This window comes from Asticcacaulis sp. P2_B1 (assembly GCF_056404915.1).
In genome coordinates this window covers 141,387-158,327 of record NZ_JBFUDD010000011.1, presented here as the reverse complement: position 1 = coordinate 158,327, position 16,941 = coordinate 141,387, and the positions used below count along the sequence as shown (strand labels likewise).

Genomic DNA, 16,941 nt, shown 5'->3' with positions numbered 1-16,941 from the left:
CTTTATCGGATTGCGCTCTAATGGCCGGAAGTCTGGTTATCATCCTGGGCCATCGGCTTCAGCTTGGCCTTGTGCTGCTCAAATTCAGACAAGGTGGATTGATTGATAGCCGGCTGCCCCATCCAAGCGCCCCCCGCACTGATCTGACAACGCACGAGATAGGTCTTGTCCGCGGCCACGGTCATGGCCTGGTCATCTTCCGCGCCATTCGTTACCCAATAGGTGTGGCGCCCAGGCTCGGTGACGTGAACGAAGTAGCGATTGCCGGTTAGTTTTGACAGATTCTGCTGGGCAGCGCCCTTGTGTTCATGCACGGTACAATTAATAGCGGTACCCATGCCGCCTGAGCGATAGAAGACAATCTGTGCCTTGCCCGCCGGCGGCGCCGGGAACATACCGGCGACCAACTCGCCGGGCGGCGCGGAGATTCCGGGGAAAAAATCATAAAGCGTTCCGGCAGGGGGTGCCGGGGGTGACGCGGTAGGCGACGCACTGGTCGAATCCTGGGCCTGAAGGGCAGGCGTTTCCTGGGCGAAAACAGGTGCCGCCGCCAGGGCAGCCATCACAACAAAACTATATAGAATTTTCCTCATCGACTATTCCCCCCTGGATGTGTGAATGGCACGCCCGCAATAAGGCAAAATGCGCCGTGCTGGGTGAATAGACGTGGTACGATATAAATTGTCAAAACAATAGCTTAGATCGGGGGCAGGAATCTCGAAGTTGCCCCCCGCGCCAAATCGTCGCGTATCTCACTCCAGTTATGGACGACGCGCACGCGATCGAGATGGTGGGCGAACCTGCCAACCTCATCCGGACGGGGCTGGAACAGGTAACGGTTTTCGACACTCTTGAGATAACTTAGCACTTCCAGCCGGTCGTCGATAAAATGCGTAATGCCCAACCCTTCGCAGATAGCGGCTTTTTGCGCCCGCTCCCGGCAGAAACGGATATTGCCGCGCGGAACGCCGGAGCGTTGGAAAAAGCGCCGGGCATCCAGCCATGACCGGGTCAGGCCTTCCACCTCGGGTCCGCACTTGGAGATCAGCCATACCTTGTCACCGAACCGCGACGCGGCAATATCCCTTATGGTTTCGATGGCGCCGGCAACCTCCGGCGTGCTCAGAAAATCCTTGTGAAATGAGGTATCGCTATCGCCGTCGATGCGCTGGATGATCACGCCGCCGATATCAATCCCAAGCCTTTGGTCGTGCATGATGTTATCCGGGCTGCCGCTTTCACAACAAACGATATGGGGCATGTGAATAGTATTTGGGGGCTGAATCAAGGCGGATATGCAACCACGCCACGCCCAGCCCCGAACTGCTTATCCAAGAACGATCGCCCCGTTCCAACCCAACCGAAGCGGTCTCGGCGACAAGGCGCCAGACCTCTTGCACCTGATCCTCGGGTGCCGTGCGCAAGAAGGCCGCCAGATGGGCGTAATCAACACCAGTATAACGATCGCATGGCACTACGAGGTCCGCGTCTCCACTGACATTGGCAAACGCGATCACCCTGGACGACGGGTCGGCCGAGCGGAACTGCGGTGCAAACGGCCTCGGATCGGCCGGCCGGAGCGCAAGCGCCGGCGCTGCGATCAGGACACATTCGAACGGCTGGTCGATCGTAGCCGCGGACAAGGGCGGCGTTTCCCAGAAATAAGCGTCCAGCTGTACATTGGCCAAGGCTTTGGAAAATACGGAACAGAAATCCGGGTCAGCGCCCCAGCCCGCATGCACCTGCCGCCACGAAAGCGGGCTGTCTCCACAAGCCGCGTCAGCGAAATGAAGCTTGAACCCTGTCCCTTCGCTACGCTCCAGGACTCCCGAATACCTTTCCGTCACATGCTGCTTTCCTGAAAATATAAGGCACGCCCAGGCAGGTCCATTACCCCAACTGTCTGGGCCATCGGCTTGCTCATCGATTTACCCATTGCCAAATTATGCCGTAAAAAACGAACAATGAGCACATGACGAAAACGATACCGATGATGATCAAAGCTGTTCGGTGAAGGCAACCGCCAAACAAATTGGCATAGATTTTATGCCCCCTGCCATTGTAATTCTTGGCAATTTTATCGCTTTCCGCCTTGGAAGAAACAATCGTGATAAGTCCGGCGAACAGCAAGCCCAAAGCTAGCAGATAGGGACCCAGGTGTTGCATCTGCCATCTCCCACAGGTTCAACAAATACCACCTGTCGTCAGCCCTCGCCAATCGGTTTGGCATGGGAACAATACCGCAAAGACAAGGATACGTCTTGTTGAAATAGCCTCTGTCACTGCCCCTGAGACACCGGCTTCCACGTCTGCACAGCCGCGTCGCCCTGGGCGATCAGCCGGTATTACGCAACGCACTGGCGATGCCGTTGACCGTCAACTGCATCGCCAGCTTGACCAGCTTGTGCTGGTTACCGTGGCGGCGGACGCCCAGCAGCCACACCTGCAACCGATTCAAGGAATTCAACAGCGGGTTCGAGCGCTCGATCTGGGCGCGCAGGCTGTCATGGGTCGACAGCAGGACGCCGGCCTTGCGGATACGCAGGATCAGGGCCACCGTGTCGTTGAACTCGGCCTTGATCTTGGCGAAGATGCGTGTTGCCTCTTCCGGATCGCGGGCCAGTTCGACGTAGGATGCGGCGATCTCCATGTCGCTCTTGGCCAGGGCCATTTCCATATTGGCCAGGAAGACGTCGAAGAAGTCCCACGCCACCATCTCCTGCAGCACGCTGTCCTCGATGCCCAGTTCGCGCACGGCGGCGGCAAAGCCGTACCAGCCCGGCAGGACGAAACGCGACTGCGACCACGAAAACACCCACGGAATCGCCCGCAGATCCTCGATCTTGCCCGATGCCGTGCGCGACGCCGGGCGTGAACCGATCTTGAGATCGCTAATCTCGCCGACCGGCGTCACGGTGCGGAAAAAGTCAAGGAAATGCGGGTCGTCATAGACGAGCGCGCGATAGGCGGCGAACGAGGTGTCGCAGATCCGGTCCATCACGGGCGCGAACTTTTCTTCCAGCTTGGCGTCGTGCGACGGCTTGTGGTCGCGGTGCTTGGGAATGGTCGCCAGGAAGGTCGCGGCGGCAAAGGCGTCCAATGTCTTGTGCGCCGTGATGACATTGCCGAACTTGCGTGCGATCATTTCGCCCTGTTCGGTAACGCGGATCTGGCCGCCGACCGTACCTTCGGGCTGGGCCAGGATGGCGGCGAAGGACGGACCGCCGCCACGACCGACGCTGCCGCCGCGGCCATGGAACAGGCGCAGCTTGACATTGGCCTTGTCGCACACGGCCTTGATGGCCTTCGACGCCTTATGCAGGTGCCAGCGCGAGGCGGTATAGCCGCCGTCCTTGTTGGAGTCGGAATAGCCCAGCATGACTTCCTGGATCGCCGGCCGGCCCATCAGGGAGCGCACGGCGAAATTGCCCAGCCATTTCTTCATGATGTCGGGCGCGGCCTCAAGGTCGCCGATGGTTTCGAACAACGGCGACACGCGGATCATGGTGTGCGGCTGCGGTCCGCCGCGCACCAGACCGGCCTGTTTCATCAGGACCAGCGGTTCCAGGATATCCGAGACCGAGGCAGCCTTGGAGATGACATAGGCGCCGAAGGCCTCGGGACCGAAATTCTTGACCAGGGCGGCGGCGGCGTCGACGATACGCAATTCGCGGAGGGTTTCGTCGCTGTACTTGCCGAACTCCCAGCGCAGGGTCCGGTCATTGGCCAGTTCGGCGAACAGAAGCGAACAACGCTCGCTTTCCGACATGCCGAGATAGTCGACCAATTCCGACGACTGGGTAAACAGCTCGGCGATAACCCGCTCATGGATATCGGAATTTTGCCGCAAATCGAGCGACAACAGGTGGAAGCCGCACGACCGGGCGATGCGGATCAGGGTCTTGAGCGTCCGCCCGACCAGGCGCTTGCCACCGTGGGCGATCAGGCTGTCACAGATGACGGTCAGGTCACGGACGAAGGCCTCGCAGCTGTCATAGGCCGGCGCCACCGAAGCGCCATTGGTCACCGCCTCACCCAGAATGCGGCCACGGGTCCGCGCCAGGCGCAGCTTGATATGGGCAATAGCGCGGCGATAGGGTTCGTCGACGCGGTGGACGTCGGTGTTTTGCGACTTGCGCGCCAGGTCGTTCAAGGCGTCGGTCACCGGCGTCACCTCGTCCGACATGGTCAGTTCGGTGTCGAGCTTGTCGAGCTGGGCCGTATAGAAATCGAAGGCGATGCGCGCCTGTTCCTTGAAGGCATAGTTGAGCGTGACCTCGTCGACATGCGGGTGACCGTCGCGGTCGCCGCCGATCCACGACCCCAGCTTGAGGATGTTCGGCATGGGGCCGTCGTGGGGGATGTCGCGGCCCCATTCGTTCGACAGGGTGACGAGCGCCGGCAGGACCGAGCGCTTGATGGCGCCCAGCAGGTTGTTGATTTCGTCCTGGACCGTGATGCGTTCGGGACGGTTGAGGCGCGTATTCCACAACAGGGCGACCTCGCGATAAAGGTCGTCCTCGATCTGGGCCTTTTCGGCGTTGCTGGGGCCCTTTTCATAGGCCTGCAGCAGACGGGCGATCTCGTATTCGCGCTCGACAATGCTGGCGCGGCGCATTTCGGTCGGGTGGGCGGTGAAAACCGGCGAAGCCAGGATGGCGCTGAGCGTCGCATCGATCTCGGCCTGGCCGAGGCCTTCCTGACGCGCCGAAGCGACGGCATTGGCCAGGCTGATCGGCTGCATGGAGCCGTCGAAGCTCTCGAACGTGTCGATCTTGCCCAGTTGCGACACGTCTTCGGAAATGACGGTCAGCATCGACAGGCAGGTCATGATGCGCGCCGCGTGGGCGGCTTCGGATTCGCTCAGGGATTCGAAGGCTACGGTCCGCGCCGTCAGGGCTTCGATCTTCGACAGGACATCGGAACGGCCGAAATCGTGCACGGCTTCACTTAAAAAACCGTCCAACATGGCGATGTGTTGCTTGACGTGTTCGAGGACAGTGTCGGTCATGGCGAAAGCTCCCATTTTTCGGCACATTAGCGCGATTTTTGTGCAGCGCAAGAAAACAAAATTTTCGCCCATGTCCAGCGCTGTCAATGCGGTTTCACAAGCAACCAAAGGCCTTGCGCGGCAGGCCTTCTCGTCCGGCCGCCATACACCGAAAAATTAACGCCTGTGGGCTATAAAAGGTGCCCGATCCCGACTTGCGATCCTGCCTTAAAACGAGGTCCTCACCCATGGCAAAGGCCACCTATCACCGCCATCAGCGCGTCTATGTCGAGCCCGTCGGCACCTGGGCCGTTATCGACAAGGTCAATCCGGTGTGGGTCAAGGGCTTCGACGAGCCGGTCAGGGTGACCTATGACTGCGGCCTGGGGCGCGATTTCTCGGCCGAGGAACTGATTCCCGAAGGTGAAGCCGCCGAACGCGACACCGATCTCGGCAACTGGCGCCTGATGCGCGCCCGCAACAAATGGCAAACGCCCGAAGAAAGCCGCCACCATCCCTTCCCCGGCACCTACCCGATCGTGGTCACGGACGCCAATGACTGGGGCGGCTGGCGCGTGCCAGGCGCCGAATACGAGCGCGATCCGGCCCTGATCGAAATGCAGGCGCGCCTGATCGCCGCGGCCCCGCGCCTGCTCAAACTCGTCAAGGATCTCAAGGACTATGCCCGCCATAGCGCGGAGGAGGTCGACGAAGACCTGATGGCACTGGCCAAACGCGCTGAAAACCTGCGCCAGCATATCGAAACCGATACTGGCGACACGAAGGTGCAGGCACCCTCGAACCGCAACTGACGGGCGTCGACGTCCGATCACGAGAAACGGCCGGCCGTACACCCCGTATGACAATTTTACTTGCCATTCCGTGCCGAACCTCCCACATCGGAGGCTTAAAGCCGAAGGTAAGATTTCATGCGCACCGACACCGCCCAGCCTATTCGCCTCAGCGACTACAAGGCCCCCGATTTCATCATCGCTGCGACCGAGCTGACCTTTGTCCTCGATCCGACCGCTACGCGGGTCAAGGCCAGGCTGACGATCGACCGCCAGACCCCGGGCGCGCCGCTTGTCCTGATGGGCGAACGGCTGAAATTGATCAGCGTCGCCGTCGACGACCACATCGTCAACGACTACATCCTGAGCGATGAAACCCTGACCCTGACCAACGTCCCGGACCGCTTCACGCTGGAAACCGAGGTCGAGATTAATCCATCCGACAACAAGACGCTGGAAGGCCTCTACATGTCGAGCGGCCGCTACTGCACCCAGTGCGAGGCGGAAGGCTTTCGCAAGATCACCTATTTTCTCGACCGCCCCGACAGCCTCAGCAAGTACCGCGTTCGTATCGAAGCGCCCAAGGACGGCTTCCCGCACCTGCTGTCGAACGGCAATCTGATCGAGCATGGCGACCTGGGCGGCGATGGGCCCAAAGACTGGCACTTCGCTCAGTGGGAAGATCCCTTCTTCAAGCCGTGCTATCTGTTCGCCCTGGTCGCCGGCGAGCTCGACGTCTTCGAGGATAGTTTCACGACCATGTCCGGCCGTACGGTCGAGCTGAAAATCTATGTCGATACCGGCATGCAGGCGCGCGCCGCCTATGCCATGGACGCGCTGAAACGTTCGATGAAGTGGGACGAAGAGGCCTATGGCCGCGAATACGATCTTGATCTTTTCATGATCGTCGCCGTCCGCGACTTCAATTTCGGCGCCATGGAAAACAAGGGGCTGAACGTCTTCAATGCCTCGCTGCTGCTGGCCGACCCGACGACCGCCACCGATCTCGACTATGAGCGCATCGAAGGCGTCATCGCCCACGAATATTTCCACAACTGGTCCGGCAACCGCGTCACCTGCCGCGACTGGTTCCAGCTCTGCCTCAAGGAGGGCCTGACTGTCTTTCGCGACCAGAGTTTCTCTGCCTCGCAACGCGGCGCCGCCGTCCAGCGCATCAAGGATGTCCGCGCCCTGCGGTCGCGCCAGTTTCCGGAGGATTCCGGCCCTCTCGCCCATCCGGTGCGGCCCTCCTCCTATGTCAAGATCGACAATTTCTATACCGCGACCATCTACGAAAAGGGTTCGGAAATCGTCGGCATGCTGAAGACCCTGGTCGGGCCCGACACCTATCGCAAGGCGCTGGACGACTATTTCACCAGCAATGACGGCACGGCGGCGACGCTGGAAGACTTCCTCAGGAGCTTCGAAGCGGTGACCGGTGAATCGTTCGCCCATATGCTCGACTGGTACACCCAGGCCGGCACGCCGCGCGTCCATATCGGTCAAACCTATGATGCCGCCGCCCAGACCCTGACCCTGCATGTCGGCCAGAAGACCCTGCCGACCCCGGGCCAACCCGACAAGAAGGCCCTGCCGATCCCGCTGCGCATCGCCCTGCTCGACGAAGATGGCGAGATGCAAACCGGCGAAAGCCTCCACATCGTCCACAATGAGGCCGAAGACATCGTTATCGCCGACGTCGCCAAACCGCCGGTCCTGTCGGCCCTGCGCCATTTCTCGGCCCCGGTTATCCTGACCGTCGACGAGCCGACGAGCCACGCCTTCGCGCGCCTGAAGGGCGATAGCGACCCGTTCAATCGCTGGGAGGCGGCGCAGGGCCTGGCGCGCGACATCCTGTTGTCGCCGAGCATGGATCCGGCCGCCATCGACGCTTTCGCGGAAGGTCTGCGCGCCTGCCTGACCGACGCCAGACTGGATCCCGCCTTCAAGGCCCTGATCATGGGGCTGCCGACCGAAAGCGACCTGGCCCAGGCGATGAATCCGATCGACCCGGCCTTCATCTACCGCAACCGTAAAGCCTTCAAGATCGGCCTTTCCGAGCGCCTCTACGACACGCTCCTGCCGATGTGGCAAGGCCGCGCCACTGCGACCGAATTCAGCGCGGACGCGTCTGCGGCCGGTCAACGCGCGCTGAACAATGCCGTGCTGGAGTTGATCCTGGCCGGCCATAACCGCGGTGCCGGTAATTCGGTGTCGGTCAATGGCGCCTTCCTGCATTTCCAGAACGCCACGAACATGACCGACATGGTCGGCGGACTGGTAGCCCTGATGCATGTCCAGGGCGCCCCCTATCAGGATGCGCTCGACGCCTTCCATGCCCGCTTCAAGGACGAGCCCCTGGTTATCGACAAGTGGTTCGCCCTGCAGGCCGGTTGCGCTCACCCCGACACCTTACAGCGCGTCAAGGCGCTCAGCCACCATGCCGATTTCGACGCCAAAACGCCTAATCGCTGGCGCGCCCTGGTCCAGGTCTTCGCCAATAACCAAAGCGTTTTCCACGCCAAGGGCGGCGCCGGCTATGGCTTCTTGGTCGAACAGATCCTTATGGTCGACGCTTTTAACCCGATGACGGCGGCGCGCCTGGTCGAGCCCCTGTCGCGTTTCCGCTTCTATGCCGAACCCTATGCCGGCGCCATGCAAAAGGCGCTGGAAACCATAGCCGCCGCACCGAAATTGTCGAAGAACGTGGCCGAGCTTGCGGCAAAAGCGCTCAATGCATAAACCGTTAACCCAATCCTAAGCCAAACGTTCTTTAAACTGTCGGGCAATTGGCGTATGTCCGCCATAGCTTTGTGTTGAGTTCGGGAGAGACGATTGGCAAGCCTGGGACGTGTCCGTTTCCTGGTGGTGGACGACAACGCCCACATGATCAATATCGTCAAGACGATACTGCGTGGCTTCGGCGCGACCCAAATCTATGAGGCGCGCGATGCGACCGAAGCCTTTCACCGGCTGAAACACGACTCGATCGACATCGTCATCACCGATTACCAAATGGAAGTTCTGGACGGCGTCGAATTCGTCCAGCTGGTGCGCAATTCGTCCGACAGCCCCAATCGTTACGTGCCGATCATCATGTTGACGGCGCACTCGGAGCGGTCACGCGTCCTGGCGGCCCGTGACGCCGGCACCAACGAATTCTGCTGCAAGCCGGTAACGGCGCTGGAGTTGCACAAGAAGGTCGTCGCGATCGTCGATCACCCGAGACCCTATATCAAGACCAACGGCTATTTCGGCCCCGACCGCCGCCGCCGCATGGATCCGAAGTATTCGGGCCCGGAACGCCGCGAGGGCTGGAGCGAAGACCACAAACCGCCGCTGAACCATTCCCGCAAAAAGGCTTCCGGCGGCGCGCCCTTCGATCCCAACGACGCGGAAGCCAGCTAAATTCCACCCGCCCCGCGACGCTTGAGCGCTAAAGACCAACACAAAAAAACCGTCCCCCTTTATAAATCCTTAAGACTCTCGACAATAGGTTAACAGGGCGTTTACCCTGCGCCTTGGGCACGAATCAATTGGGACACGAAGTGGCGTCAGAGCGTCAACAATCCGGCACTCAAGCTGGCACCCGGGCGACCCGTGCGGCTTCCGCCGGTGGCGCCGCGCCGCGCGTGCCGGCACCCGCCCCACTCGCTGCCCAGACGCCGCGGGGCGGTTTCAAAGATGCCCTGAAAAATTCCGCTTTTTCGCGCATGGCGACGTCCCAGGTCGCCGCTTCCATGCCGGCCTGGATGCGCATCGGCGCCCTGTGCCTGACCTTCGGCCTGGTCACCTTCATGGGCCTGTCGACCTTCCAGGTGCGCAACAGCCTGTCGGCCGAAAAGGACAGCGAGGGCAAGCCCCTGCTGGCCGCCGCCCAACTCGACTCCGCCCGCCTTGACACCCGCCTGACCGTCGCCCGCACCGCCCTGGAAGCCGCCCAGGCCCAGCTTGGCACCAAGCCGGACGAATCGTTATCGGCCGCCGAGCAGGGCGTGAAACTGTCTCGTGGCGCGCTGAAAAGCCTCGCCGTCGTCCGCGGCGGCACGGTTCTCGCCCAAAGCGGCGATGACGAAGCCGATCTGGTCGTCAAGGTCGCACAACAGGCCGACAACGACTTCGACCTGCTGACCGGCGGTTCGCGCCTGACCGTCACCGCCCGACCCTATATGGTCATCAAGAGCGGTAACGGTGTCAGCCTGGTCGCCCGGCTCGACAACAGCCTGGCCAAGACCGACGGCAGCTCCGGACTATCCGTCCTGGTCGCTCGCGACGGCAGTATTCTCGAGGCCTCGGACCCGAAACTGATCGGTCAGGACGTCAAGACCGCCCTCGCCATTTCCTATGGCGACCTGCATGCCCGCGCCGATTCCGGCGACCTGATCCAGGGTTCGCTGCCGGAAGGCGGTTTCCTGAAGATCGCCGCCGCCCCGCAGGGCAGCGACGGCGCCGTCCTGCTCAATGCCGTTCCGGCCCAGCGCTTCTTCTCACCAACCATGAGCCTGATCAAGGGCATCATCTTCGTCGGCGGCCCGTTGCTGATCGGCGCCCTGTTCGGCGTTCTGTTGATGGTCCAGGCACGCAAAAATCGCGAGGACGCCCGCCTGTTTCAAGCCAATGAACAGCGCTATCGCCTGGCCGTCGAAGCGGCGCGCTGCGGTATCTGGGATTGGGATCTCGATCAGGACCTGATCTACATGTCCGACGTCACCGGCGTCATGCTCGGCTGGGGCGGCGGGGGTGTCGCCTCGACCTCGGAAGTGCTGGGGCGTATCGCGCCCGAGCACCGCAACGACGTCATCAAGGCGTTGGAAACCGCCCGCTTCAAGGGGGCGCTCGACGTCTCGTTCCGCGTGCCCAACGCCAATGGCCAGTCTTTGTGGGTCGATGCCCGCGGCCAGGCTGTCGGCGACCGCACGACCGGCGGCTTCAATCGCCTGAGCGGCGTCGCCCTCGATGTCAGCGAGGAGCGCATCGCCCAATTGCGCGCCCAACGCGCCGAGGCCCGCCTGCTCGACGCCATCAATTCGGTGTCGGACGCCTTTGTGTTGTGGGACCGCCGCCATCGCCTGCTGATGTGGAACACCACTTTCGGCGAGACCTTCGGCATCGACGAACGCTTCCTGCGCGTCGGCACGCCGCGCGAACTGATCGACCAGGTCATGCAGATCGCCATCCGCCGTTCGGCGCCGGCGCCCGACGGCCGCGAAGGCGTGTTCGAAGCCGAACTGAACAACGGCCGCTGGATTCAGGTGTCGGAAAGCCGCACCCTGGAAGGCGGCCGCGTCCTGACCGGCACCGACATCACCGCCGTCAAGATTCAGGAAGAGCTCAGCCGCAATAACGAAGAACAGCTGCAGGCCCTGGTCGAGAAGCTGGAACACAGCCGCCAGCAACAGACGGTCCTGGCGCGCAAGTACGAGGTCGCCAAGATCCGCGCCGAGGCCGCCAACCATGCCAAGAGCGAATTCCTCGCCAACATGTCGCATGAACTGCGCACACCGCTGAACGCCATCAACGGCTTCTCCGAAATCATGTCGTCGGAGATGTTCGGCGCTCTCGGCCATCCGCGCTACAAGGAATATGCCAACGACATCCTCAATTCCGGCCAGCACCTGCTCAGCCTGATCAACGACATTCTCGACATGTCGAAGATCGAAGCCGGCAAGATGACCTTGCGCTTCGAACCGGTCATTATCGACGAGGTCGTCGAGGATACACTGCGCCTGATCCGTCAGCGCGCCGAGAAGGCGGGTTTGAAGGTCCGCATCCACCTGCCCGAACTGCCGGAGATCGAAGCCGATTTCCGCGCCCTCAAGCAGATCCTGCTCAACCTGCTGACCAATGCCGTCAAGTTCACGCCCCAGGGCGGCATGATCACCATTTCGGCCGCGGTCACCGACGACAATGTCCATATCAGCGTTGCCGATACCGGCATCGGCATAGCCGAGACCGACATGCAGCGCCTGGCGCGGCCGTTCGAGCAGATTGAGAACCAATTCTCCAAAACCAAGGAAGGTACGGGCCTGGGCCTGGCCCTGACCAAGTCGCTGATCGAGATGCATAACGGCCGCATCGATATCGACAGCACGATCGGGGTCGGCACGACGGTGCATGTGATCCTGCCGATCCGCCAGTCCGGCAACGCCACCGGGGCTGAACCGTCGGCGCGTGTCGCCAGCGCGGCCTAATCCTTACTTCGAAGCCGATGCGCTCGAAGAAGCCGGCGGCGGGCCGTCCGGGTCCTTGACCTGGGTAAAGCGGTTGAAACGGATACTGGGCCGCAGCAACTGGCCGGTGATGACATTTCGTTCCGCCGGCGACAGATTGGCCATACCCTCGACCAGGGCGTTCTCGATATGACTGCGCGCGTCGTTCTCGTAATTGCGCGCCTGTTCCGACAGGACCGCCATCTTGACGGCATCATAGGACGGTTGCGACGCCAATTCGGCGGCGGCCTTGCGGGTGGCGCGCGCCTTGGCCATATCGTCCTCGCCCGTGAGGGCCGAAGCCTTGATCAGGGCGTACATGCGTTTCCTCTGGTCCGGCGTCAGGGCCTGAGTAGCGTCACGCCACGCCGCTACCATCGGCATGGCCTTGCGGAAATCGCGCATATGTTTGCTGATGACCAGGCTGCCGCCGGTCAGGGCCGCAATCAAAAACAGATTGACAATCAGCGATATGATAAACGCCCATTTCCACTTGCCCGCTGTCATCCGAACGCCCCATTTTTCAATTTTTTTGTCAATTCCGCCAGTTTCTTATCTATATTGTTGGTTCTTATCAATTTTGCACATCGATCATCTGGGCCTGCTCGAGCACGGTCTGCGCGCGCATGTCGTCCAGCGTGGTCATGCTGAAATTAATACCCAGAAGAGCGCCGGCAAGACAAGCGGCAATCCCGATGCCGGTCGCCATGACCATGGGCAGGGGACGGTTGCTGCGGCGGAACGGCAGGATACCGCCGGCTTCCACCGGCATCTGCGCCAGGGTGCGCCACAACAGGCGTTGCGTGTCTTCCGACGAGTCGGCGGTCTTCAGGAGATCGAGCATGGCGTCGGTGACGCGCGCCTCGTCGATCCATATCTCGGCGACAGGCCGGTTTTCGGCCATGAAGGCCGTGGCGCCAGCGCGCTCGGCCTCGGGCCAGCGTTCCGGCGTCGCGCCGTAGGCGTCGACAATGGCTTTGAAGCGTTCTTCGGTAACCATGGGGTTTGTCATTGTTTACCTCCCGTCTTGATTTGGACAGGTTGTGTTGGAGCCGTGGCAGGCCCGTTCGTTGATGCGTTATGGGGGTTGTCTTCACTCATGCTGACGCGCAAGGCACGCCGCGCCCGCGCCAGCAGGCTTTCCAGCGCCTCGACGCTGACTTCCATCAGCTCGGCCGCTTCGATATTCGACATTTCCTGATAGTAGCACAGCGTAATGGCCACACGCTGGCGGTCCGGCAGCATCGCCAGGGCCGTCTGCAGGCGTTGCGCGCTCTGGGCCTGCTCGATCTGCATGGCCGGCCCGATGGCGGTGTCGACGATCTCGACATCGTCGCTGTTGACCGTATCGCGGCGGCGGCGCAGGCGATCATAACAGAGGTTGAGGGCCACGCGGTGCATCCAGGTATCGATGCGCGCCTTGCCCGGTACCCAGCTGTGGGCCTGCTTCCAGGTACGAACCAGGGTCTCCTGGGCGACATCCTCGGCCTCGGTGGCGTCGCCCAGCATGCGGCGCGCCAGAGAGAGCAATTTGGGCAGTTTGCGCGAGACAAGCAGGGTCACCGCGTTGCGATCGCCGCGCACGATTCGTTCCAGCAAGGCTTCGTCAGGATCGGTAGTCAAACTTTTCCCCGAATGGCGGCCCAAAGACAGACTACCGGAATGCGCCGTCGCGCCGGCGGATGCAAGACCCGGCATGGCAAGGGACAACGTATCCGGCATGGAATTTCATTCCTTCTAACACGCAAAAGGCCATTTGACCAAAAGGTCGGCTGCCGCGCCGAAGGGCACATGCCGCCGCCCCTCCGTTCACAGACTTTCACGCGCCAGTCAGGTTTATCCGTCGGTTGGGGCGACCATCTTCTCGCCGAAGCGACGCCGGAACCGCCGGCGTCAAGCCGTCGCGTCCGGCGGAGCGACTATTTTCTCGAACGCGGCACGCGCGCGCTTGCGGATATCCCGGAGCTTTTTCTCCAGGGTGTCGAGGCGGCGGGTATGGACCGCGCGCGCCAGCTTGCGCTGGAAGGCCTCGGGTTCGTTGTGCGGATCGTCCTGGGCGGTCAGCGAGACGCGCATGGCCTGGGCCAGGCTCTGCTGGACCCGCCAGGCGGCACTGAGCGCCTCGATCTCGGCCGCCGGCGCCAGGCCCGCGCGCTGCATGGCCGACAGGGCCTGCAAGGTGCCGACGCGCAGGGGACCGCCGTCGGCGGCGTGGATCAGTTGCAGGTATTGGGCGGCGAATTCGGCGTCGACCTGCCCGCCGATCGCCAGTTTGAAGTCCCAGAAGCCCTTGGCCGGGCGTTCCTTCTCCATCAGGGCGCGCATGTTGAGGACATCGAGCGCTGTGTGCGCCACCGACCTCGGCGTGCGCAAAATGGTTTCGCATTTCAGACGCACCAGGTCGGCGAAATCGGCGGAGCTGGCCCACACCACCCGCGCCCGGGTCAGGGCCTGGAACTCCCAGGTGTCGGCGTCCTTGGTGTAATAGTTCTCGAACGCCGCCAGCGATACCGCCACCGGCCCCTTGGCGCCGGTCGGCCGCAGCTTCATGTCGATTTCGTAGAGAAAGCCTTCGTGAGTCGGCGCCGACAGGGCCGAAATCAATCGTTGCGTAAAGCGTGCGAACCAGGTTTCGGCGGCCCAGCCCTTGACCGTCGAACCGGCACTGGGGTCATCGGGCAGGTAGACGGCCATCAGGTCGAGGTCCGACGTCGCCGTCATTTCCTGAGAGCCCAGTTTGCCAAGCGCCAGGATCGCCACCTGACCGTCCAGACGCCCGGCCAGGCGCGTGATGTCGGCGATGCACAGTGGCGCCAGATGGGTGATGCAGGCGTCGGCCAGGCGGGCATAGGCGGCGCCGGCGGCCTCGGTCGTCAGGCGGCCGCTCAGGATCTGCATGCCGATACGGAACTGCTGCTCGCGCCCCACACGGCGCAGGGCATTCATAACCGCTTCGAGATCGTCGGGGACACGGTCGATTTCGCGGGCGACTTCGCGCGCCACGAGGTGGTCGAGCTCTTCGCCCAGCGGGTCGAAGAAACCGGCATCGAGCATGGCGTCGAACGAGGTCGGGTAACGCGCCAGCATCTGGGCCAGGCGTGGCGAGAAGCCCATGATCTCGACAATAGTGCGGAACAGTTTCGGATTGGCCAGGAACAGGGACTGGATCTGCACGCCGGCATTCAGAGTGGCGAAGAAGGAGGCGAAGCGGTTGAAGGCGATGCTGGGTGTACCGGTCTCGTTCAACGCTTCCAGCAGGCGGGGCACCAGGCGCGTGAACAGCTCGCGGCCGCGTTCGGACCGTGTCGCCGGGATGCGGCCGTGGTGCCACGACCGGATGGTGGCGCTGACCTGCTCCGGGTGATCGAACCCCATGCGCTTCAAGGTCTTGATCGTTTCCGGGTCGTCCTCGATGCCGGTGAAAACCAGGCTGCCGAAGGACGAGGACAGGGTCTCGGCCTCGCTGAACAGCTCGCCATAGTGGGCATTGACCAGGCGCAGGGTGCGCGAAACGGCCAGATCGAAGCGCGACAGGTTCGAGAAGCCGGCCAGGGCCGCCACGTGCATGCGGGCGTCGTCGGCCTCGGGCAGCTCGTGGGTCTGCTCGTCGCGGATCATCTGGATGCGATGTTCCCAGTTGCGCAGGCGGATATAGGCCTGTTTCAGCTCCTTGGCGACGGCGGGCGCCAGGTGACCGGCACGGCGCAGGGCGTCCAGCGCGTCGAGGGTGCGCTTCGAGCGCAGGGAGGGATCGCGGCCACCCAGAATCAATTGTTGAGTTTGGGCGAAAAACTCGATCTCGCGAATGCCGCCGGCACCCAGTTTGAGATTGGCGCCGGCCGCGTCCAGGCGCTCGTCGACCTTATAGACATGGATCTGACGCTTGATAGAATGGACGTCGGCAATGGCCGGATAGTCGAGGCTGCGGCGCCAGATGAAGGGCGATAAATCGTTCATGAAGGCGCGCGCCTCGACCGGATCGCCGGCGACATGACGGGCCTTGATGAAGGCGGCGCGTTCCCAGTTCTGGCCGACCGATTCGTAATAATGCAGGGCGAACGGCACACTGACCACGGTCGGCGTCGACGACGGATCGGGACGCAGACGCAGGTCGACGCGGAAGACATAACCGTCGCCGGTACGTTCGCTGAGCAGGGTCGAGACGCCGCGGGCGACGCGATCGGCGAAGGTCTGCGGATCGACCTGGTCATTGACCGGCAGACGGTCGAGATCGCAGAAAAAGGTGATGTCGATATCGCTGGAATAGTTGAGCTCGCCGGCGCCGTGCTTGCCCATGGCGAGGACGAACATGCCGGGCAGGATACCGCGTTCGCCGCGTTCATAGCCGGCCAGCCGGCCCTTGTCGCGTTCTTCACGCACGACCAGAGCCAGGGCGGCCGAGGTGACGGCGTCGGCGAAGCGCGTCAGGGCGGCGGTAACGTGGTCGAGGCTCCAGACGTCGCCGAGATCGGCCAGGGCGGTCAACAGGTGGGTATCAGCCTTGAGGTGGCGCAGGATCTTCTTGGCGGCCGGAATGTCGAGAACCTCGACGGTAGCGGCCTGGACTTCGAGCGCCTCGGCAGCCAGGAGAATGGCTTTCAGGCGGGCTTCGGGGGCGCTGATCAGGGTTTCACGCAGGCGCTGCGGGTCACGGCGCATCAGGCCGGCGAGATAAGGCGATGCGGCTATGATCGGCAGGATGGCGGTTTCGGCGCGTTGCAGGACATCACGCCAGCCCTCGGCATTGGCGACCTCATAGAGGTTTTCCAGGATATATCCCGCCTGGTCGGCGTGCAGAACCGGCCCGCAGGGATGCAGGCGATCGACCAGGGAAGAAAAAAGAACATCCGCCATTGTTCTGGTAATATCCGTAAAGCGACACCGGGAACACCAAATCTTGATGCCTATTGTCAGGTTTACGGTGATTCAAAGCGATGGCTTAATGAAAAAT

The 16,941-nt window shown here is 62.1% G+C and carries 14 protein-coding genes; 5 read left to right on the top strand and 9 right to left on the bottom strand.

Annotation, left to right across the window (positions count from 1 at the left end; all coding sequences use genetic code 11):
* Positions 1 to 17 precede the first annotated feature (17 nt).
* The 5 genes from AC1DX3_RS19310 to ppc form a co-directional block, all read right to left on the bottom strand.
* A complete protein-coding gene (locus tag AC1DX3_RS19310) occupies positions 18 to 593 on the bottom strand; it encodes a hypothetical protein (RefSeq protein ID WP_476990966.1) in 576 nt (191 codons plus the stop codon).
* Positions 594 to 697: 104 nt separating this feature from the next.
* The gene (locus tag AC1DX3_RS19305; protein ID WP_476990965.1) at positions 698 to 1,216 is read right to left on the bottom strand and encodes a hypothetical protein; all 519 of its coding nucleotides are present in this window, start codon (positions 1,214 to 1,216) and stop codon (positions 698 to 700) included.
* Positions 1,217 to 1,238: 22 nt separating this feature from the next.
* Positions 1,239 to 1,847, bottom strand: coding sequence for a DUF6940 family protein (locus AC1DX3_RS19300; protein WP_476990964.1), 609 nt, complete (start codon positions 1,845 to 1,847; stop codon positions 1,239 to 1,241).
* Between the two features lie 73 nt (positions 1,848 to 1,920).
* Positions 1,921 to 2,166: a hypothetical protein gene (locus AC1DX3_RS19295; protein WP_476990963.1), complete on the bottom strand. Its 246-nt coding sequence runs from the start codon at positions 2,164 to 2,166 to the stop codon at positions 1,921 to 1,923.
* Positions 2,167 to 2,335: 169 nt separating this feature from the next.
* Positions 2,336 to 5,011, bottom strand: coding sequence for a phosphoenolpyruvate carboxylase (ppc, locus tag AC1DX3_RS19290; RefSeq protein ID WP_476990962.1), 2,676 nt, complete (start codon positions 5,009 to 5,011; stop codon positions 2,336 to 2,338).
* On the opposite strand from ppc, the gene AC1DX3_RS19285 reads away from it, so the two are divergent.
* The 5 genes from AC1DX3_RS19285 (at position 5,010) to AC1DX3_RS19265 (ending at position 11,972) form a co-directional block, all read left to right on the top strand.
* Positions 5,010 to 5,171, top strand: a complete 162-nt coding sequence (locus AC1DX3_RS19285) for a hypothetical protein (RefSeq protein WP_476990961.1) — start codon at positions 5,010 to 5,012, stop codon at positions 5,169 to 5,171. The two genes, ppc and AC1DX3_RS19285, sit on opposite strands and share 2 nt — an antisense overlap.
* Positions 5,172 to 5,238: 67 nt before the next feature.
* Positions 5,239 to 5,802, top strand: coding sequence for a hypothetical protein (locus AC1DX3_RS19280; RefSeq protein WP_476990960.1), 564 nt, complete (start codon positions 5,239 to 5,241; stop codon positions 5,800 to 5,802).
* Positions 5,803 to 5,919: 117 nt separating this feature from the next.
* Complete coding sequence (pepN, locus tag AC1DX3_RS19275; RefSeq protein ID WP_476990959.1) at positions 5,920 to 8,523, top strand: aminopeptidase N; 2,604 nt, start codon at positions 5,920 to 5,922, stop codon at positions 8,521 to 8,523.
* Between the two features lie 93 nt (positions 8,524 to 8,616).
* On the top strand, positions 8,617 to 9,189 hold the full coding sequence (locus AC1DX3_RS19270) for a response regulator (RefSeq protein WP_476990958.1): 573 nt from the start codon (positions 8,617 to 8,619) through the stop codon (positions 9,187 to 9,189).
* 140 nt (positions 9,190 to 9,329) lie between these two features.
* A complete protein-coding gene (locus AC1DX3_RS19265) occupies positions 9,330 to 11,972 on the top strand; it encodes a sensor histidine kinase (protein ID WP_476990957.1) in 2,643 nt (880 codons plus the stop codon).
* 3 nt (positions 11,973 to 11,975) lie between these two features.
* Here AC1DX3_RS19265 and AC1DX3_RS19260 read toward each other — a convergent pair whose 3' ends face one another.
* The 4 genes from AC1DX3_RS19260 to AC1DX3_RS19245 form a co-directional block, all read right to left on the bottom strand.
* Entirely contained in the window at positions 11,976 to 12,497 is a 522-nt protein-coding gene (locus AC1DX3_RS19260; RefSeq protein WP_476990956.1) for a periplasmic heavy metal sensor, read from the bottom strand.
* Between the two features lie 67 nt (positions 12,498 to 12,564).
* Positions 12,565 to 13,002: a hypothetical protein gene (locus AC1DX3_RS19255; protein WP_476990955.1), complete on the bottom strand. Its 438-nt coding sequence runs from the start codon at positions 13,000 to 13,002 to the stop codon at positions 12,565 to 12,567.
* Positions 12,999 to 13,613 (bottom strand): RNA polymerase sigma factor, encoded by a 615-nt coding sequence (locus AC1DX3_RS19250; RefSeq protein WP_476990954.1) that lies wholly within the window; start codon positions 13,611 to 13,613, stop codon positions 12,999 to 13,001. Before AC1DX3_RS19250 ends, AC1DX3_RS19255 begins: the two co-directional genes overlap by 4 nt.
* Positions 13,614 to 13,883: 270 nt before the next feature.
* Positions 13,884 to 16,844: a bifunctional [glutamine synthetase] adenylyltransferase/[glutamine synthetase]-adenylyl-L-tyrosine phosphorylase gene (locus AC1DX3_RS19245; protein WP_476990953.1), complete on the bottom strand. Its 2,961-nt coding sequence runs from the start codon at positions 16,842 to 16,844 to the stop codon at positions 13,884 to 13,886.
* Positions 16,845 to 16,941: the final 97 nt, after the last annotated feature.